The following is a 19,518-nucleotide window of genomic DNA, read 5'->3' on the forward strand; positions in this document are numbered from 1 at the left end:
CGGCACGAAGCACGTAGCGAATATTTGTCAGCCGGGCCTCAAGATCGCGGGACGCAAGCCGATAAGACGCTCACGCAATCGAGCCTTCGGGCCATCGGCAACCATGCACGGCACTTACAACTTCTGGCTGGTCGCGGCGTCGCTCGTAGTCGCGACGCTCGCTTCCTATACCGCGCTCGACATTTCGGGCCGGATCGCCTCGCTTTCGCGATCGCGCATGCGGCACATCTGGCTCGCGGGCGGGGCGGCGTCGATGGGCATCGGCATCTGGTCGATGCATTTCATCGGCGTGCTCGCCTTCGAATTGCCGATTCGACTCGGCTACGATTTCAAGATCACTGCCGGGTCGCTCGGCATCGCGGTGCTCGTGTCCTTCTTTGCGCTGCGTGTCATCACGAGCAAGCGGCTGACGGCGAGACGCCTCGTCGCGAGCAGCGTGCTGATGGGTGCGGGCATCGCGGCGATGCACTACACCGGCGATGCCGCGATGCGCATGCAACCGGCGATCGTGTACGATCCGCGCCTTTTCGCCGCGTCGATCGCGATAGCGGTGATCGCGTCGGGCGCGGCGCTGTGGATCGCGTACACGCTCTCGGATGCGAACCAGACGAACGTGCTCGTCAAGCGCATGGGGTCCGCGCTGGTGATGGGCATCGCGATCACCGGCATGCACTACACGGGCAACGCGGCGGCGGAGTTCTTGCCGGGCTCGATCTGCGGCGCGGCCAATGACGTCGATGCGCACTGGCTCGCGACCACCATCGTGCTCTTCACGCTGGCGATTCTGATCATCACGCTCGTGCTGTCGCGCTTCGACGCGCGCACAGCGCTGCTTGCCGGCTCGGTGTCGCGTCTGAATGGCCAGATCGTGCGCATGGCGACCTTCGACACGCTCACGGATCTTCCGAACCGCCGCACGATGAACGAGCGCTTCGATCGGGCTATGCGGAACGCGAAGCACAGCGGCGGCCGCTTCGCGATTCTCTTCATGGACCTCGACGGCTTCAAGACCATCAACGATTCGCTCGGCCATACGGTCGGCGACGAAGTGCTGAAGGCGTTCGCGCGGCGCCTGCAGGAATGCGTGCGCGGCGGCGATACGGTGGCGCGCCTCGGCGGCGACGAGTTCGTCGTGATGCTGGAAAACCTGCACGCACCGACCGATGCCGAGAAGATGGCCGAGCGCATTCTCGACGAGATGAAGAAAGGCCTGCTCGTCGGGAATCATCCGTTGCAGGTGATGCCGAGCATCGGCATCGCGCTGTTTCCGCAGGACGGCGACACCGTCGAATCGATGCTCAAGCACGCGGACTTGGCGATGTACGAGGCCAAGCGTGGCGGGCGCAGCACGTATCGCTTCTTCGAGGCGAGCATGAACGAGGCGGCGGTGCGGACCTTGCAGATACAGCAGGCGTTGCACGAGGCGTTGAACGGCGGCCACTTCTATTTGCTCTTCCAGCCGAAATTCCGTGGCAAGAGCGGCGAGCTGGCGGGCGCGGAGGCGCTGATCCGGCTGGACCATCCAGAGATCGGCACGCTGACGCCGCTCGAATTCATTCCGATCGCCGAGCGTTCCGGTCAGATCGTGGAAATCGGCTATTGGGTCGTGCACGAGACCTGCCGCCAGCTTGCGCGCTGGCGTGATGAAGGGTGTCCGCCGGTGAAGGTGGCCATCAACCTGTCGCCGCGACAATTGCACGAGGCGGATCTCGTCGAGAACATCATGATGATCGTGCGCGCGGAAGGCGTGCAGAGCGAGCAGATCATGTTCGAGATCACGGAGACGGTGGCGATGCAGGACGCGCCGCGCACGATCGAAATGATCCGCGCGTTCCAGGAGAATGGTTTCGAGATCGCCATCGACGATTTTGGCACGGGGTATTCGAGCCTCGCCTATTTGCAGCGTTTTCGCGCGAAGCAGTTGAAGATCGATCGCTTTTTCACGAACGGGCTCGACGAGAACGGGCAGGAAGGGCGCGCGATCGTGTCGGCGATCATCGCGCTCGCGCATTCGCTCGATATGGATGTGGTCGCCGAAGGAGTCGAGACGGGTTCGCAGCTCGACCGGCTTCAGGACATGATGTGCGACGAGATGCAGGGCTTTTTGCTGGCGATGCCGCTTTCCGCCGATGCGTTCGGGGTGATGCTGGAGCAGGGAGAGGTGAGCGCGTAGGCGGGCGTGGTCTGGTTCGAGGTGTCCTCGAATTTTGACTAACAATATTACTTAGTCATCCTTTCCGATATGTAAAAATCCTCACGTTCGCGGCGAGACATCGTCGCGGCGTATCGACGAGGCTAATAAAACATAGGGGTCAGGATGGTCAAGGGAAATGCGCCGCATATCTTGAGTTTCATCAATCTCAAGGGAGGCGTCGGCAAGACGACAACGGCGGTGGCCGTCGCGGAGATTCTCGCGCTCGAAGCGCGCCAGCGCGTGCTGCTGATCGATCTCGATCCGCAGACCAATGCCACGGTGAATCTGATTTCCGAAGTCGAGTGGGGCGAGCGCGACCACGCCGGGCACACGATCGCGCAACTGTTCGAGGACAAGATCAACAATCAGCTTCCGCCCAAGTTCGATATCGAGTGCGCGATCATACGCGGGGTGTCGACGGTCGACGGTGGCATCGAAGGGCTCGATTTGCTGCCTTCCAGCATTCGCCTGATCACGTTGCAGGACCACATTCCCGGCGTCGCGATGAAAGGGCACTTCACCAACAATCCGCTCGATATCCTGAAAAAGGCCCTGCATCCCGTCATCGACCGATACGACTACATCATCATCGATTGTCCGCCGAGCCTCGGCGCGGTCACGCACAATGGCCTGCGCATCTCGACCGGTTACGTCATTCCGACCATTCCCGATATCGTGTCGACGTGGGGCATCTATCAGATCGTCGACCACGTCCGTGGTTTCGCCGCCGACCTCGGGCAGAAGATCGAGCCGCTCGGCATCGTCGCGACGAAGGTGCAGAACAACAAGCTCCACGAACGTGTCATGGACGATCTGGCGCATGGCCGCCTCGGCAAGTTCAACCCGTCGGGCGTGCCGCAGCCTCATTTCTTCAAGAACTGGATTCCGCAATCCGTCGATGTTGCGCGCGGTGCGGATCACGAAGCCCATCTGCGCACGCTCAACAACAAGTACGGACCGAACGCGTATGCCGCTTTGCAAGGACTCACACGGGAAATCCTGACACTATGCGAAGCAAACACCCAGTGATCGCGCTGCTACAAGGTCTCTCCGCCTTGCTTGACGATGAAGCGTCGAGCAATCCTGCTTTTGCGGCAAAACTCGACGCGTTGATTCGCCCGCCCGAAAAACCATCCGGCGCGCGTCCGAAAACGTCGACCAAGCCCAAGGGCATCGACGTGCCCGACGTCCATGCCGAACTCGCAGCGCGTGGCGACGAAGACTTCCGCGCGTGGCTATGCACGCAGCCCGCCGATGTCCTCAAGGCCATCATCCGCCGGCAGGACCTCGATCCCTCGCGTCGTTCCTCGAAGTGGAAAGACGAGAAGAAGCTGGCGAACTTCATCGCGGACGGGTTGCGCGCCCGCCTGTCGCGAGGCTCGGCGTTCATCGGCCGGACACTTGACCCAAGCTGACGCCCTCAATCCATCGCCGCATGCGCGACCGATTCATCCCCGAGAGCGTTGCGCGCCGGGCGAATCAGCAACAGCAACGGCACTACCAGCAACGTCGCGACGAACATCAGCTTGAAATCGTTGAGATACGCGATCATCGACGCCTGCTGCGTGATGGTCTGATTGAGCATCGCCATGTCCTGCACGGAGCCGCCCGACAGGATCGATTGCATCGCGGGATTGAACGGCGTCACCTGCGCGGCGAGGTCCGCGTGGGCGACCTGCGTGTTGCGCGTCATCAGCGTCTGCACGATCGAAATGCCGATACTGCTGCCGATATTGCGCATCAGACTGTAGGTGGCGGTGCCGTCGGCGCGCAACTCGGGCGTGAGCGTCGAGAACGTCAGCGCCGACAGCGGCACGAACACGAGCCCGAGTCCAAAGCCCTGAATCACGCCCGGCCACACGATATCCGATGCCGACAGAACGATCGTGTAGTGCATCATTTGCCAGAGCGCCAGCGCCGAAATCAGGAAACCCGACAGCAACAGCAGACGCGCATCGATGTGCTTCAGAAGCCGCCCGGCGACGAGCATCGCGATCATCGTGCCCGCGCCGCTCGGCGCAGTGACGAGCCCGGTCGTCGCGACGGGATAGTTCATCAGGTTCTGCAACATCGGCGGCAATAGCGCGCGCGTCGCGTACATGACCGCGCCGATCACGAAGATGAAGCACGTGCCGGTCGCGAAGTTGCGGTCTTTCAGCAACTGGTATTTGAAGAACGAGCGCGCACCGGCCGTCGCCGTATGCGCGATGAAGAAGATGAAACTCAGCGCCGCGAGCAGCGCTTCGATGCGAATCTCCATCGAGCCGAACCAGTCGAGTTGTTCGCCGCGATCGAGCATCGCCTGAAACGCGCCGATCGCGAGGCCGAGCGTCGCGAAGCCGAATGCATCGAACTTCACCGCACGCCGCGCGACCTGCGCGGGCAGGAACGTCAATACGCCAAAGAGCGCGAACGCACCGATCGGCACGTTGATGAAGAACACCCAGCGCCAGTTGTAGCTGTCGGTGAGCCAGCCGCCGAGCGTCGGACCGAGAATCGGCCCGACCATCACGCCCATGCCCCAGACGGCCATCGCCTGGCCCTGTTTCTCGCGCGGATTGATGTCGAGCAGGATCGACTGCGACAGCGGCACGAGCGATGCGCCGAAAACGCCCTGCAACAGCCGCGACGCGACGATCTGCGCCAGCGTCTCCGACAGCCCGCAAAGCGCCGATGCGACCGTGAAGCCCGCGATCGAGACGCACAGCAGCTTCTTCACGCTCAACTGGTCGGAGAGCCAGCCGGTGAGCGGCGTCGCGATCGCCGCCGCGACGATGTAGGACGTCAGCACCCACGTGATTTCGTCCTGGGACGCCGACAGGCTGCCCTGCATATGCGGCAGCGCGACGTTTGCGATCGTGCTGTCGAGCGTCTGGATCAGCGTCGCGAGCATGATCGAGACGGTCAGCATGCCGCGGTTCAGGGGCGCCGCGGCGCGTTCCGTGGAGACTTCGGAGGACATGGAGGTGGCCGCGGGAAGCGGCTTTCATAAGTAGGGTGATGATAAGCAGGCTTATTATAGGGCGGGCGCATTGCGGCGCAATTCGGTCGATTACGGAGTGTGCGCAACGTGCCGCGCTGAAAGCTCTTCCATATAATCGCGCGATGGAAACCCAACTCGACAAGCGCTTCGGCTTTCTGGTCGCGGACGTGGACCGCCTGTGCGGCAATCGTTTCGACGTATTGGCCAGGTCATCGCTCAATCTCACGCGCGCGCAATGCCGCGTGCTCGCCTATCTTTCGCATTACGGCGAAGTGAATCAGGCGCGGCTCGCGGGGCTACTGGAAGTCGCGCCGATTTCCGCCGGACGGCTGCTCGACCGCATGGAAGAGGGCGGCTGGATCGAGCGTCGCCCGAATCCCGACGACCGCCGCGAACGCCAGGTCCGCATGACCCCGAAGGCGGAAAAGGCGCTCGACAAGGCGCGGCGCGTCGGCGACGAGATCGCGTCGGAGGCGCTCGCGGGCTTCAGCCGGCAGGAAAGCGAGCAGTTGATCGCGCTGCTGCAACGCGTGCGCGGGAATCTGAGCCGCATCGTCGACCGGTGACCGATCGCGGCGCATGCCTTCGCTGCCGGTTTGCGCGCGCCGTGCTAACGTGCCGCGCATGGATCGCCGATTGCTTGCGCGATCCGCGCAAGTGTCGTCGTCAACTGTCGCCATCCATCCGGAGAAGATCGATCATGAACAAACGAACCGCATCGTTGGCCGTCATCGCCCTGTCCGTCGCCGCGTTCGTCGCGATGCCCGTCGCGCAAGCGCAGGACACGGCCGCCTCCACGCCGAAGCAGATCAAGAAAGCCCAGCGCAAGGAGGCGCGCGCGAAGAAGAACGCCGAGCTGAAGCAACTGGAGCAGAACGGCTACAACCCGGCTGGCGAACAGACGAACTATCCGCAGAATCTGCAGAACGCGCAGGCGAAGATCAATGCGCAGAACGCCGGGAAACCGGCCCCGGCGTCGGCCCCGTAATCGATTCATCGTGTGGCGAAGACGCGGGAGACATCCCGCGTTTTCCGCCGACTGCCTTCGGCATAGAAGGCAACACGCAAGGTGCAAGTTCCCGATCGTCGACGAAGCGCCGCGGACACGGCCGATGAAGCGCGGAGGATACGAGCATGCGGTGGCGATCGTGGCTGTTGATCTTCGCGTTGTGCGACGCGCATGCGGCATCGCGCTACTACGCGCCGATGTCCTTCTATCCGCACGACGCCGTGCGCATCTCGCGCTTTGCAGCGGCGCCGGGCGCCATGCAGGTGCCCTACGGCGCGGGCGCGAGAGTCGGAGAAGGCGACTTCTACATCGTTTCGAACGCTACGTTCAAGGCATTGACGGCGCACATGCAACCGGACGGCACGATCGCGCTCGTTCAGTCGAAATGGACGCCGGAACTTGCCGCAAGTCAGGTCTGGACCGTCGATAAGGAAGGCAGCGGCTTTCGCCTGTATTCGAAACTCTACGGACGATACGTGACGCTCGGTGCGCGCGTGGGGCTCGAAGCGGCGTCGGGCGAAGCGCGGCAGAACTGGAGCATCGAAGCCGACGCGAACGCGGTGACCATCGCGGCAAGCGGCACGAAGACGGGGCTCGTCGTCACGCGTCACGCCCTGCGCGACGGCGCGTTCGTCGAAGTGAGCGCGCAGGCCGGGCAATGGCGTTTGTACGAGGTGCACAACGAAGGTGCGGATCACGCGTATCGCACGCACGATGCAGCCCTGCAATCGACCTACGACAACGCGGCGAAGCGCTATCACCTGAGCGCCTATGCGCCCGATGCGATCGAAGCCGACCGGCTCGGCGGCTTTCGCTGGACCGACTATCATCCGTCGGGGCTGTATGTGTCGAAGGGAGAGTCCGTCGTGATAGATGTGAGCGGTCTCGCCGACGATGGTCCGGATGGCCTCGTCATCATGGTCGGCAACAAGAACGGCTTCTACAGACGTCAGCCCGCGGGCGATCCTCAGATGATCCTCGCGACGGAAGGGCGCAACGAATTCGTTGCGTCGCGCGATGGCTTGCTTTACTTCGAATACGTCGATAGCGGATTCAACGAGCGCCCGCGCATGTCGATCGATATCTTCGTGCGCGAAGGCGGCAAGCCTGTGCCGTTCTATACCGAGGCCGCGACGACGCTCGTCGAATGGCGCGCGATGCTGCAACGTTACGCCGATTCGCCGCTCGTCGAGATGGTCGGCAGGCGCACGATGTTCACCGTCGCGCGCTCGATGTATGACAAGGCGGGCGCGGCGGACCCGGCCGCGCTGCTCGGCTATATCGGGCGGATCATGGGCTATCACGACGAGGTGTCCGGACTCGATGATTCGAGTGCGCTCGATGCACCCTCGCCGCTGCGCGTGCATTTCGTGCAGGACGCGATTTCCACGCACGCGGAGTTGCAGAACGCGTATATGTACGCGACGTACTACATGATCGGCCTGCCGCTGAACAGTGCCGCCGAGACCTTGCTACAAACCGCGAAGGCCGATGAATGGGGCGTGTGGCACGAGATGGGCCACATGTATCAGCAATGGGACTGGACGTGGCCCGGCGTAACCGAGACGACCGTGAACATCTATTCGCTGCACGCGCTGCAACGTCTCGGTACGCCGATGGCCTCGCCGTTGATGCAAGTCGTCGATGCGCGCGGCAGAAAGAACCGGATCGAGCTCGCGGCGCTTTATCTTGCGCAGCCGTCGCGCAATTTTCTCGACGATGCATCGTTTCCACTGCCTTCCGAGGCGCTGTGGATCAGGCTCGTGATGTACGAGCAGTTGCGCCGCGCGCTCGGCGACGGCTTCTATGCGCGGCTGCACAAGTTCTATCGGCTGCATCCGCTGATGGAGGATGAAGGCGGCGACAGGCGCGCGGTGCAGACCTTCATACTGCGCGCCTGCATTGCGGCGAATCTCGATTTGAGGGCGTTCTTCGAGCGATGGGGCTTGCCGGTCGATGCGGGTACGCACGCGGCTATCGGCAAATTGAAGCTGAATGCGCCTGCGACGGATTTGACGCGCACGCGGATCTGACGCGCAAAAAAACCGCCGACGCGCGAGGCGGTCGGCGAAGTTCTGGCTCTTGCGAGGGCTGCCAGAAACGCTTCGACCATTCATGCCGCATCGGCTAGCCGGATGTCGCTGCGCCCGTCCCGCCGCGTGGCTCTGCGCCGCGTCATCGCACGACCTATGCGCGCGCCCGGCACGTTATCGATGCCGAATGCGGGCCGCGCGAGAAAGAAACCCTGCGCGAGCACATGCGGCCACTGCGCGATCCACTGCGCCTGCGCGGCCGTCTCGACACCTTCGACGACAATTGCCACCTTGAGCCGCGTCAGCAGCGCGAGCACCGACGAAAACACCATGCACGCATTCGGGCTGCGCGGCGCTTCGGCCAGCAGCTCCTTCGCGATCTTCACCGTGCCGAAGTCGATCGGACCGAGTGCGGCGAGACACGAGTAGCCCGTGCCGAAGTCGTCCATCGCGACGCTCACGCCCTTGTGCTTGAGATGACTCACTACCTTCGGCATCGACGGCATGCGCGCCAGGTCTTCGCTTTCGAGCAATTCCAGCTCGATGCAATCGGGGGTGACCCCGTGCGACCGGCAAATCGAGTCCATGCGGTCCGCGAATCCCGGCAGCGCCGCGACCGATGGCGGCACGTTCACCGCGACCGAATAATGCGCGCCGCCGCGCGCCCGCCACGCCCCGATTTCGGACGCAACGACGTTCAGCACGAACCACGTGAGTTCGCGCATGAGGTCGGCGTCCTTGAAGGCCTCGCTGAATGCGCCCGGCAGCAATACGCCGTACTCCGGATGACGCCAGCGAATGAGCGCTTCCATTTGCGCGAGTTCGCCACTGTCGACTCGGTAGATTCCCTGATAGGCGATGCAGAATTCTCCGGCCTCGAGGCCGTCGAGTATGCGATGCCTGAATGCATGATCTGAGTTCGGCGCGGCTTTCGCGACAGGCGAGCCGTGTGTCGTTCTGTTCATGCTTGAGCCACCCCTCCCAGTTGGTCGTGGAGGCGGTTGCACGAGTCGTGCCAGACTTGCAGACTGTGCGCAATGCGAAGCCTCACAACGTTTGCGCGCCGGCGCATGCTGTCACGATTGCGGCACGAGGCGTCACGCCGCGTTCAGGGTTGCGTACCGATTTCGTGACGCCTTCTGCTGTGTGGGCTGGCGCACATAAGCCGAGTTCGCGTCCGCCTGCATCGGCATGCCGTTTTGAAGCTTCTGCTCAATAATTCTGGAACGTTTGTAATCCGGACCGATGCCGAAAGAATGGCTGGTCAGGCGGTTGCGGTCTGCGCGACTGGCCACATGCGTTCGAGCGCGCTGCCATCCTCGCGGAACAGATGCACATGGCGAATGCTGAAGCCCGCATTGAGGCGCTGCCCTTCGACGGCCGTCGATTCGCCCGAACCCTTCACCTGAATCACGAGTTCGTTTGGCAACCGCACATGCAGCAGCGTCTCGCCGCCGAGATGCTCGATCACCATGACTTCGCCGGAGAGACCGCTGTCGATATCGCCGCCGCCTGCTTCGACGAAATGCTCGGGCCGGATGCCGAGCGTGAGCGTTTCGCCCGCTCGCACGGTCGACGCCGCAAAAGGCAGCGTAAGCGGCTCGCCGCCGGGCAGCTCGATGGTGACCCCGGCGGCATCGACCCGCATCACGCGCACGTCCATGAAGTTCATCTTAGGCGAGCCGATGAAGCCCGCCACGAAGCGATTGTGCGGCGTGCGATACAACTCGAGCGGCGAGCCGATCTGTTCGACGCGTCCGTGATTCAGCACGACGATGCGATCGGCCATCGTCATGGCTTCGGTCTGATCGTGCGTGACGTAGATCATCGTCGCATTGAGCTGCTTGTGCAGCTTGATGAGTTCGAGACGCATCTGCACGCGTAATGCGGCATCGAGATTGGAAAGCGGTTCGTCGAAGAGAAAGACCTTAGGCTCGCGCACGATCGAACGTCCAATGGCAACGCGCTGACGCTGCCCGCCCGACAATGCGCGCGGACGGCGTTCGAGCAGCTGGCCGATCTGCAGAATCTCCGCCGCGCGATGCACGCGCTCTTTGATCTGCGCTTCGGGCAACTTGAGCATGCGCAGCCCGAACGCGATGTTTTCGTAGACCGACATGTGCGGATAGAGCGCGTACGACTGAAACACCATCGCGACGCCGCGTTGCGAAGGCTCGAGCTCGGTGACGTCTTCGCCGCCGATCAGTACTTGCCCCGAGTCGCTGCGTTCGAGACCTGCGATGGTGCGCAGCAAGGTGGACTTGCCGCACCCCGAGGGACCGACGAAGACCATGAACTCGCGATCTGTCACCTCGATGTCGACGCCCTTCAACACATCGACGCCCGCGAAGCTCTTGCGGATCTGCTGCAAATGGACTGCGCTCATACGTTGTCTCCTGTTTGCTGCGGCAGCGCAGCATCGGACGCATCGTCGAATTTGTTCTTGACAACCTGCTCGCGCCAAAATATACAATTGTAAAACCGAAATTACAAGTGAAACGACGCACGACAAAGCCGAACCCGTAAGCCTTACCCGCTCGATAAAAACCAAGGAGACAGGCATGAAGAAGCGCTTCATCCCGGCCACGCAGCTCGGCCCGATCAAACACGTCGCGGCGGTCGCGCTGCTGGCGGCGAGCGCAGCGTTCGCCGCATCGAACGCGCAGGCCTGGACTTTGAAGGAAGCGGCGCAGCCATACTCGGGCACCACGATCAAGGCCATCTTTCTCGATCGTCCCGGCTACAAGGCCGCGCAGCAACTGATCCCGCAGTTCGAGAAAGAGACGGGCATCAAGGTGCGCTGGGAAGTGATTCCTTACGAGAACACGCGCGAGAAGGAAGTGCTCAACTTCGTTGGTGGCGGCGATCAGGACATCGTGCTCGTCGATGTCGTGTGGATCGGCGAATTCGCGAGCAACAAGTGGCTCGTGCCGATCAAGAAGTTCACCGACGATCCGAAACTCGCCGACCCGAACCTGAACCTCAAGGGCTTCTTCCCGATCCTGCTCGATTCGTTCGGCACGTGGGACAAGGTCACCTACGGTCTGCCGTTCGATAACTATTCGGGCCTCATGTTCTACAACAAGTGCATGTTGAAGGACGCGGGTTTCGACGAACCGCCGAAAACCTGGGACGAGTTGCTCAACACGTATGCGCCGAAGCTCACGAAGGGCGACAAGTTCGCGTTCGCGTTGCAGTCGCGGCGCGGCGAGACGCAATCGGCGGATAGCTTCATGCGCGTGCTGTGGCCGAATGGCGGCTCGCTGCTCGATGCGAAGTTCAAGTCGAATCTGATGTCCGCGCAATCGCAGGCGGGCCTCGAATATCGGCAGAAGCTGATGAAGTACATGCCACCGGGCATCGTTGATTTCGATCATGCGGAAGCGGTGAACGCACTCGCGCAAGGCCAGGTCGCGATGATCACCGAGTGGTCCGCGTTCTATCCGACACTGACCGATCCGAGCAAGTCGAAGCTCGGCAACTGTCTCGCGATCACCACCGAGCCGAAAGGTTCCGCTGGCCTCAAGCCGGCGCTCGGCGGCTTCTCGCTCGCCGTGAACGCGAAGTCGAACGCGAAGAAGCAGGCGGCGTCGTGGCTGTTCATTCAATGGATCACGTCGGAAGCGATGGCGAAGCCCTACCTCGAAGCGGGCGGCGTGCCGGCGCGCACGGCGGTGTATCAGGACAAGGCCGTGCAGGACAAGTATCCGTTCGTGAAGCCGATGGTCGAATCGTGGCAGGGCGGCGTGCCGGATTATCGTCCGCGCTTCCCGGAATGGCCTGCCGTGTCGGAGGTCATCGGCGAATGGGGCAGCAAGATGATGCTCGGCCAGGTGACGGTGAAGGAAGGCGCGCAGACCATCGGTCAGAAGACCGAGGACATCCTGAAGAAAGCGGGCTATTACGACGGCAAGAAGCCTTTGCTGAAGTAACTTCATTCAAGGAACCGGAGGCGTTCGAATGGCTTCACCTGCAATGCGTGCGCGTGGACCGCGCAAGCCCGCGCGCTACTTCGGCATCGTGCCGCGTTCGCCCGCTTTCTGGTTCCTGATACCCGCAATCGCCGCGCTCGCGGTCATCGGCATCTATCCGCTGCTGCTTGCGCTCTATAACTCGTTCCATCAGTACAAGCTCGCGGATCTGGGTTCGGGAACGCCGTTCATCGGTGTCGACAATTACATCGCGACGCTGACCGATCCGAGCTTCTGGGGCGCGCTCGGACGCACCGCGTTGTTCCTCTGCGTGACCTTGCCGATCGAGATCGCGCTCGGCCTCTTCGCCGCGCTTTTGCTTCATCGCACGGAATTGCCGTGGATGCGTGCGGCCGCGCGTGTGAGCCTTGTCATTCCCATGGCGACGACGTATGCGGTCGTCGGCCTCATCGGGCGGCTGATCTTCAATCGTCAGTTCGGCGTGGCGAACTATCTGACCGGGCTCGTCGGCATTCCGCCGCAAGACTGGCTCGCCGATCCGACGCTCGCGTTCGTCTCCGTGATGATCATGGATATCTGGCAATGGACGCCGTTCTGCGCGCTGATCCTGCTCGCCGGACTGTCGATGGTGCCCAAAGAAGCCGAAGAAGCCGCGCGCCTCGAAACGCCGAAGTGGAGCATGATTCTCTGGCACCTGCAGCGTCCGTATCTGCTTCCGGGTCTCACGGCCATTCTCATTCTTCGCTCGGCCGACATGCTCAAGATGTTCGATGCCGTCTTCACGATGACGCGCGGCGGGCCCGGCGCCGCGACGGAATTCATCAGCGTCTATATCCAGCGCGTGGGCTTTCGTCTCTTCGATCAGGGCATGGCGTCCGCGCAGGCGATCATCCTGCTCATCCTGACGATCGTGCTGTCGCGTCTTTATATCCGTTTCGTGTATCGGGAGGCTGCGTGAGTTCGATCAATATGCCAGTCACGCAACGCGCGAAGCGCGCACGGGCCGCAAGAAAACGCGCCACTGTATGGCATTTTATCGGTCTGGTGGTCGTGTTTCTGTCGTCGGTGTTTCCGTTCTACTGGATGGTGACGACGAGCCTGAAAAGCCAGGCCGATGCGCTCGCGTATCCGCCGAAATGGCTGTTCTCGCCCACCTTCCATCACTACACCGCGGCGCTCTTCGAACATGACGTGGCGGGCAGCCTGCTGAACTCGCTCATCATCGCGTGCAGCACGACGGTCCTCGCGATCCTGCTCGGCACACCCGCCGCCTATGCGCTCGCGCGCTACGAATTCCGCGGCAAGGAAGACTTGTGGTTCTGGTTCATCTCGAACCGCATGGTGAGCCCGGTCGTGCTCGCGGTGCCGTTCTTCCTGATCGCGACGAAGCTCGATCTCGTCGATACGCATATCGTGCTGATCCTGCTGTATCTGACGTTCTCGTTGCCGATCGTCGTATGGATCTGCACGGACCAGTTCCGCAACATTCCAGTCGAGCTCGACGAAGCCGCGCGTCTCGACGGTGCGTCGCCGTGGCGCGTGTTCTGGCGCATCAATCTGCCGCTCGCGATGCCGGGCATCGTCGTCTCGGCGATCTTCGCGTTCATTTTCTCGTGGAACGATCTGCTCTATGCGCTCGTGCTGACGCGCAGCGACGCGATTACATCGCCCGTCGCCGCAACGAGCTACATGAGCGGCTATGAATTGCCGTGGGGCGAGATCATGGCGACGGGCACGCTGATCGTGCTGCCGATGGTGGTATTCGCGCTGCTCGTGTCGGGCCGACTCGTGCAAGGCCTGACGATGGGCGCGGTGAAATAAAATCCCGCAGCCTTTCATTGAACAACGGAACAGCATGACCATAAGCATGAGCAAGAGCGCACCGTCCATCGCCATCGCGGAAGCGGACGAGTCCATCGATTCGGAAGAAGAACTCCAGGCGCGCGTCGCGTGGCACTACTACGTCGGCAATCTGACGCAGCAGGAGATCGCGCAACGCATCGGCAGCAACCGCGTGCGCGTGAACCGGCTGCTCGCCGCGAGCCGCGAATCCGGCCTCGTGCAGATCACGATCAACAGCAAGATCGCGCCGTGCGTCGCGCTCGAAGAAGCGCTCGCGAAGCGCTTCGGCCTCGAATGCGCGGTCGTCGTGCCGACCGGCGCGAACAACGAAGCGAACAATGCGGCGCTCGGCATCGGCGCAGCTTCCTACTTCGCCAAGCAGATCGTTGCAGGGCAAACCATCGGTCTCGGCTGGGGCCGGACGATTCGCGCGGTGCTGCGCGCGATGCCGCAGCGCACGTATGGCGCGGTGTCGGCGGTGTCGTTGCAGGGCGGCTTGTCGCATTGCCCGAGCATCAATACGTTCGATATCGTGTCGGACTTCGCGAACATCTGCCGCGCCGATGGCTATCTCTTCGCCGCGCCGATTTACGTGAGCAGTCAGAAAGCGCGCGACGTGATCCTGCAGGAAGAGACCGTGCGGGAAACATATGAACTCGCGCGCAACGCCGACCTCGCATTGCTCACGTGCGGCGATCTGACGGAATCGCTCGTCGTGACTTACGGCATCGACAATCCCGAGCAACTGCGCACGCTGCAAAAGGCGGGCGCGGTCGGCGACATGCTCGGTCATTTCATGGATGAAGACGGCGAACTGATCGATCATCCGCTGAACCGTCGCACCGTCGCGATCACGCTCGATGACTTGCGACGGGTGAAGCGCGTGATTCTGGTGAGCGGCGGCCAGAAGAAATTCCATGTGACGCGCGCGGCGTTGCGCGGGCGCTATCCGTCGGTGCTCGTGACCGACGAGGACACCGCACGGCGTCTGTGCGACGAGCCTTGAAGACGACACCATGACAGCTATCGACAGAAACCGCGAGTTCGCGGGCAAGACCGTGCTCGTCACGGGCGCGGGCAAGGGCATCGGTCATGCGACAGTGCATCTGCTGATCGAGCGCGGCGCGCGCGTGATCGCATTGAGCCGCAGCGCCGCCGACCTCGATGCGCTGAAGAATGAGACCGGCTGCGAAACCATCGCCGTCGATCTCGCCGATGCACACGCTGCGCGCGAAGCCGCGCGCGCGGTTCAGCCCGTGGATCTGCTCGTGAACAACGCGGGCATCGCGATACTGGAGCCGTTCCTCGATACGTCCGTCGAAGCCTTCGACCTCACGATGAACGTGAACCTGCGCGCCACGATGATCGTCGCGCAGGAGTGCGCGAAGAGCATGATCGCGCGCGGCGTCGGCGGATCGATCGTCAACGTGTCGAGCTTGTCGGCGAATGTCGGTTTTGCGCTGCATGCGGCCTATTGCGCATCGAAAGGCGGGCTCGACGCCATGACCCGCGTGATGGCCAACGAACTCGGTCCGCATGGCATTCGCGTGAACGCCGTGCTTCCCACCGTCACGATGACGCCGATGGGCGAACGCGCGTGGAGCGATCCCGCCAAGGCCGGGCCCATGCTCGCGCGCATTCCGATGAATCGTTTCGTGCAGCCGGTGGAAGTGGCGCGAACGATCGCGTACCTGCTCTCCGACGATTCAAGCATGGTGAGCGGCGTGAGTCTGTTGGTCGATGGCGGATTCCAGTCCTGCTGATGCCGCTTATCTCTCTCAAAGGAACGACGATGGAAGCACTGGTTCTCGAAGAAGCAAGACGCATCAGCTTGCGTCCGTTCAGCTTGCCGCAGGTCGTGGGCCCGCGCGACGTGCGCATCAAGATTCATACGGTCGGGATTTGCGGCAGCGATATTCACTACTATCAGCATGGCCGCATCGGACCCTTCGTCGTGAACGAGCCGATGGTGCTCGGGCACGAGGCATCGGGCACGATCGTCGAAGTCGGCGAGGACGTAAAGCATCTGAAGGCGGGCGATCGGGTATGCATGGAGCCGGGCGTGCCGGACATGGAATCACGCGCATCGCGTGAAGGCCTGTACAACCTCGATCCGAAAGTGCGCTTCTGGGCGACGCCGCCGGTAAATGGCTGCCTCGCGCCTTATGTGGTGCACCCGGCCGGCTTCACGTACAAGTTGCCGGATAACGTGAGCTTCGCGGAAGGAGCGATCGTCGAGCCGCTGTCGATCGGTTTGCAGGCCGCGAAGAAAGCCGCGATCAAGCCGGGCGACGTGGCCGTCGTGCTCGGCGCGGGCACGATCGGCATGATGTGCGCGCTCGCCGCGCTCGCGGGCGGATGCAGCCGCGCGATCGTCTGCGATCTCGTGCAGGAGAAGCTCGACCTGATCGGCGGTGTGCAAGGTGTGACCCCCGTGAACATCCGCGACAGGCGTGCTCTCGATGTCGTGCATGAACTCACGGATGGCTGGGGCGCGGACATCGTGTTCGAGGCGAGCGGCAACGAGAAGGCGTTCGACGGCATCGTCGATCTGCTGTGCCCGGGCGGCTGCCTCGTGCTTGTCGGCATGCCGCAGCGCGCGATTGCGCTGGACGTGGTCGCGGTGCAGATCAAGGAGGCGCGGATCGAATCGGTATTTCGCTATGCAAATATCTTCCCGCGTGCGATTCAGTTGATCGCATCGGGCAGGCTCGATGTGAAGCCGTTCATCTCGCGCACGTTCCCGTTCGCGGAAGGCATCAAGGCGTTCGAGGAAGCGGCGAGCGGCGTGCCGACCGACGTGAAGGTGCAGATCGTCCTGGAAGAGTGAGTTCGTCGTTCATATAACGAAAGGGAGACACGTCATGGCCGATGCAGAGATGACAGCGATCGTATGCCGCGCGCCGAAGGACTATCGCGTCGAGCGCGTGCAGCGTCCGAGTGCTGCGAGAAACGAGCTCGTGATCCGCATCGCCGCCTGCGGCATCTGCGCGAGCGACTGCAAATGCTGGTCGGGCGCGAAGATGTTCTGGGGCGGCCCGAATCCGTGGGTCAAGGCGCCGGTCATTCCCGGGCATGAGTTCTTCGGTTATGTCGAGGAGCTGGGTGAAGGCGCCGAAGCGCACTTCGGCGTGAAGAAGGGCGACCGCGTGATCGCCGAGCAGATCGTGCCTTGCGCGAAATGCCGCTATTGCAAGTCGGGCGAGTACTGGATGTGCGAAGTGCATAACATCTTCGGCTTTCAGCGCGAAGTGGCCGATGGCGGCATGGCCGAATACATGCGCTTTCCGCCGACGGCGATCGTGCACAAGATTCCCGATGGCATTTCGCTCGAAGACGCCGCGATCATCGAGCCGCTCGCATGCGCGATCCATACGGTAAATCGCGGCGATATCCAGTTGAGCGACGTCGTCGTGATCGCGGGCGCGGGACCGCTCGGGCTGATGATGACGCAGGTGGCGCATCTGAAGACGCCGAAGAAGCTCGTCGTGATCGATCTCGTGGACGAGCGTCTCGCATTGGCCCGCGAGTACGGCGCCGATATCACGATCAACCCGAAAACCGACGATGCGCTGGAGACGATCCGCTCGATCACCGATCGCTACGGCTGCGACGTATATATAGAGACTACTGGCGTGCCGGCCGGTGTATCACAAGGGCTGGAACTGATTCGCAAGCTCGGCCGTTTCGTCGAGTTTTCGGTATTCGGCGCGGATACGACCGTCGACTGGTCGATCATCGGCGATCGTAAGGAACTTGATGTCCGCGGTGCGCATCTCGGGCCGTATTGCTATCCGATCGCAATCGATCTGCTCGCGCGCGGGCTCGTAACGTCGAAGGGCATCGTCACGCATGGCTTCACGCTGGACGAGTGGGACGAGGCCATCAAGATCGCGAATTCGCTCGACTCGATCAAGGTGCTGCTCAAGCCGAAATGATTGCGTCAGAACGGCACTTCGCCCACATGCCATAGCACGCCCGAAGGATCGAACACGAAGCCGACTTTCATTCCCCACGGTTGGATCGCGGGCGCGCGCGCTGGCTTGACGGTGAAGCGCTCGCTCAGTTCTTCGGGTTTCATTTCGCGCCACCACGCGTCGACATCGCGCACGAGCATTTGCAGCATGCAGTTTTCCGCGAACTCCTTCACGTAGAAGTTTTGCAGAATGAAGCTGAAGCTTTCGGCTTTGAGCATCGCGATGTCGTCGTCCTGATGCGTGACGCGAAAGCCCAGTGCTTCATAGAAGCGCCTGGACAACTCGAAGTCTCTGGCGGGAACGAATGGGCGCAGCGCGAGAAGTTGGTTCATCGGGATGATTCAGTGAGATGGGAGGGCGTAGTGTACCGTCCCGCCCAATGGCCTCACGATGCCGATGAATGGGGCCGCGCTCGATCATGAAAGCGACACGCCCAGCAACTTGCCGAGGCCGAACGTGCAGCCTGCGGCGATCATCCCGATCAGCACTTGCCGCGTTGCCGAAAAGAGTGCGCTACGTCCATTAAAGAGCGATGTGAACATGCCGATACCCGCCAGTCCGAGCCCGCTCAAGACAATGCATTGCGCGATGCCCTCGGCGCCGCGCGCCCATAGAAACGCGATTCCCGGAATGATCGCGCCCACCGCGAACAACGTGAAAGATGCGAGCGCGGCGGTCCACGGATTGCCGCCAAGCTCGCGCGGATCGAGGCCGAGTTCTTCGCGCGTGAGCGTATCCAGCGCCTTGTCCTTGTCGCGCATGATCTGGGCGGCGACGCGCTTCGCTTCCGCGGCATCGATGCCCTTCGCCTGATAGATGAGCGCGAGCTCGTGACGCTCCGCATCGGGCATGTGGTCCAGCTCGTCTTTCTCTTTTGCGATTTGCGTGCGCGCGAGTTCGCGCGCGTTGGTCACGGAGAGCCACTCGCCCAGCGCCATCGATGCGGCCCCCGCCATGAGGCCCGCGAATGCGGTGAGAAGCACCGTCTTGCTGTCGCTGCCCGCGCCGGCGACGCCCATGATGAGGCAGAAGTTCGACACGAGGCCGTCGTTCGCGCCGAGCACGGCCGCCCGCAGATCATTGCCCGACGCCACGCCGCGATGCCACGATTCGGCCGCTGCGATCGCGCCTCCCTTGCTCAGACCTTTGCTGCGATTCGCCACGTCCTGAACGATATCCGCGTGATGCCATTCTTCCGCCGACATTTGCGCCGCATCGGGCTGTCCCGCGTACTTGTCGCGATCGGCCATTTCGTTTGCGGCGACGGAGCGCAACACGAAGTCCGGCCCGAACGCACGGGCCAGCGCGCGCATGATTCGTGTCTTCGCGCTGATGCGATGCGTTCGCACGGAGACGCCGTTCTCCCGCAACTTCGCGGCCCATATGTCGGCATGACGGCGCTCTGCCTCGGCCAGCTCCGCATACACGCGCCGTTTCCCTTCCTGCGTTTCTGCTTGCGCGAGCGTGTCGTAGAGCGCGGCGCTGTCGAGTTCGTCGGCGAGATTAGCCGTAAAGCGTTTGAGTTCGGTCTGGGACGCCATGACGTCA

General features: G+C 62.4%; 18 protein-coding genes. 13 read left to right on the forward strand and 5 right to left on the reverse strand.

From position 1 onward, the window contains the following. Nucleotides 1–103 precede the first annotated feature (103 nt). The 3 genes from NCS58_RS26355 (at nucleotide 104) to NCS58_RS26365 (ending at nucleotide 3,609) form a co-directional block, all read left to right on the forward strand. Nucleotides 104–2,173 carry a bifunctional diguanylate cyclase/phosphodiesterase gene (locus NCS58_RS26355; RefSeq protein WP_061116348.1) on the forward strand — a complete coding sequence of 690 codons (2,070 nt, stop codon included), beginning with the start codon at nucleotides 104–106 and terminating at the stop codon, nucleotides 2,171–2,173. A gap of 171 nt (nucleotides 2,174–2,344) precedes the next feature. Next, nucleotides 2,345–3,223 (forward strand): ParA family protein, encoded by an 879-nt coding sequence (locus tag NCS58_RS26360; protein WP_250477814.1) that lies wholly within the window; start codon nucleotides 2,345–2,347, stop codon nucleotides 3,221–3,223. Then, a complete protein-coding gene (locus NCS58_RS26365) occupies nucleotides 3,220–3,609 on the forward strand; it encodes a hypothetical protein (RefSeq protein ID WP_250477815.1) in 390 nt (129 codons plus the stop codon). Before NCS58_RS26360 ends, NCS58_RS26365 begins: the two co-directional genes overlap by 4 nt. A gap of 5 nt (nucleotides 3,610–3,614) precedes the next feature. On the opposite strand, the gene NCS58_RS26370 is transcribed toward NCS58_RS26365, so the two are convergent. Continuing rightward, the gene (locus NCS58_RS26370) at nucleotides 3,615–5,156 is read right to left on the reverse strand and encodes a DHA2 family efflux MFS transporter permease subunit (RefSeq protein WP_061116351.1); all 1,542 of its coding nucleotides are present in this window, start codon (nucleotides 5,154–5,156) and stop codon (nucleotides 3,615–3,617) included. A 143-nt stretch (nucleotides 5,157–5,299) separates the two neighbouring features. Here NCS58_RS26370 and NCS58_RS26375 point away from each other — a divergent pair, with 143 nt between their 5' ends. From NCS58_RS26375 to NCS58_RS26385, 3 genes are all read left to right on the forward strand, one after another. Further along, entirely contained in the window at nucleotides 5,300–5,743 is a 444-nt protein-coding gene (locus NCS58_RS26375) for a MarR family winged helix-turn-helix transcriptional regulator (protein WP_061116352.1), read from the forward strand. 134 nt (nucleotides 5,744–5,877) lie between these two features. Continuing rightward, complete coding sequence (locus NCS58_RS26380; RefSeq protein ID WP_250538911.1) at nucleotides 5,878–6,165, forward strand: DUF4148 domain-containing protein; 288 nt, start codon at nucleotides 5,878–5,880, stop codon at nucleotides 6,163–6,165. Between the two features lie 146 nt (nucleotides 6,166–6,311). Beyond that, on the forward strand, nucleotides 6,312–8,219 hold the full coding sequence (locus NCS58_RS26385) for a M60 family metallopeptidase (RefSeq protein WP_061116353.1): 1,908 nt from the start codon (nucleotides 6,312–6,314) through the stop codon (nucleotides 8,217–8,219). 80 nt (nucleotides 8,220–8,299) lie between these two features. Here NCS58_RS26385 and NCS58_RS26390 read toward each other — a convergent pair whose 3' ends face one another. Both NCS58_RS26390 and NCS58_RS26395 read right to left on the reverse strand, forming a co-directional pair. After that, on the reverse strand, nucleotides 8,300–9,184 hold the full coding sequence (locus NCS58_RS26390) for an EAL domain-containing protein (RefSeq protein ID WP_061116354.1): 885 nt from the start codon (nucleotides 9,182–9,184) through the stop codon (nucleotides 8,300–8,302). Nucleotides 9,185–9,483: 299 nt separating this feature from the next. Then, nucleotides 9,484–10,605, reverse strand: coding sequence for an ABC transporter ATP-binding protein (locus NCS58_RS26395; protein WP_061116355.1), 1,122 nt, complete (start codon nucleotides 10,603–10,605; stop codon nucleotides 9,484–9,486). A gap of 175 nt (nucleotides 10,606–10,780) precedes the next feature. Here NCS58_RS26395 and NCS58_RS26400 point away from each other — a divergent pair, with 175 nt between their 5' ends. Genes NCS58_RS26400 through NCS58_RS26430 form a run of 7 tightly spaced genes read left to right on the forward strand, consistent with a single transcriptional unit; the run spans nucleotide 10,781 to nucleotide 17,931 of the window. Next, a complete protein-coding gene (locus NCS58_RS26400; RefSeq protein WP_061116356.1) occupies nucleotides 10,781–12,151 on the forward strand; it encodes a sugar ABC transporter substrate-binding protein in 1,371 nt (456 codons plus the stop codon). Between the two features lie 28 nt (nucleotides 12,152–12,179). Beyond that, nucleotides 12,180–13,109, forward strand: a complete 930-nt coding sequence (locus NCS58_RS26405; protein WP_250477816.1) for a carbohydrate ABC transporter permease — start codon at nucleotides 12,180–12,182, stop codon at nucleotides 13,107–13,109. A gap of 11 nt (nucleotides 13,110–13,120) precedes the next feature. Next, on the forward strand, nucleotides 13,121–13,972 hold the full coding sequence (locus NCS58_RS26410) for a carbohydrate ABC transporter permease (protein WP_061116528.1): 852 nt from the start codon (nucleotides 13,121–13,123) through the stop codon (nucleotides 13,970–13,972). Between the two features lie 46 nt (nucleotides 13,973–14,018). After that, nucleotides 14,019–14,999, forward strand: coding sequence for a sugar-binding transcriptional regulator (locus tag NCS58_RS26415; protein WP_061116358.1), 981 nt, complete (start codon nucleotides 14,019–14,021; stop codon nucleotides 14,997–14,999). Between the two features lie 10 nt (nucleotides 15,000–15,009). Continuing rightward, the gene (locus NCS58_RS26420) at nucleotides 15,010–15,756 is read left to right on the forward strand and encodes an SDR family oxidoreductase (protein WP_061116359.1); all 747 of its coding nucleotides are present in this window, start codon (nucleotides 15,010–15,012) and stop codon (nucleotides 15,754–15,756) included. A gap of 29 nt (nucleotides 15,757–15,785) precedes the next feature. Further along, nucleotides 15,786–16,823 carry an NAD(P)-dependent alcohol dehydrogenase gene (locus tag NCS58_RS26425; protein WP_061116360.1) on the forward strand — a complete coding sequence of 346 codons (1,038 nt, stop codon included), beginning with the start codon at nucleotides 15,786–15,788 and terminating at the stop codon, nucleotides 16,821–16,823. Nucleotides 16,824–16,857: 34 nt separating this feature from the next. Beyond that, complete coding sequence (locus NCS58_RS26430) at nucleotides 16,858–17,931, forward strand: alcohol dehydrogenase catalytic domain-containing protein (RefSeq protein WP_061116361.1); 1,074 nt, start codon at nucleotides 16,858–16,860, stop codon at nucleotides 17,929–17,931. A 5-nt stretch (nucleotides 17,932–17,936) separates the two neighbouring features. Here NCS58_RS26430 and NCS58_RS26435 read toward each other — a convergent pair whose 3' ends face one another. Beyond that, nucleotides 17,937–18,302 (reverse strand): VOC family protein, encoded by a 366-nt coding sequence (locus NCS58_RS26435; RefSeq protein ID WP_061116362.1) that lies wholly within the window; start codon nucleotides 18,300–18,302, stop codon nucleotides 17,937–17,939. Nucleotides 18,303–18,386: 84 nt separating this feature from the next. Beyond that, entirely contained in the window at nucleotides 18,387–19,511 is a 1,125-nt protein-coding gene (locus NCS58_RS26440; RefSeq protein WP_250477818.1) for a VIT1/CCC1 transporter family protein, read from the reverse strand. Nucleotides 19,512–19,518 lie beyond the last annotated feature (7 nt).

The sequence above is a fragment of the Caballeronia sp. INML3B genome, from assembly GCF_023631305.1.
GTDB lineage: Bacteria > Pseudomonadota > Gammaproteobacteria > Burkholderiales > Burkholderiaceae > Caballeronia > Caballeronia turbans.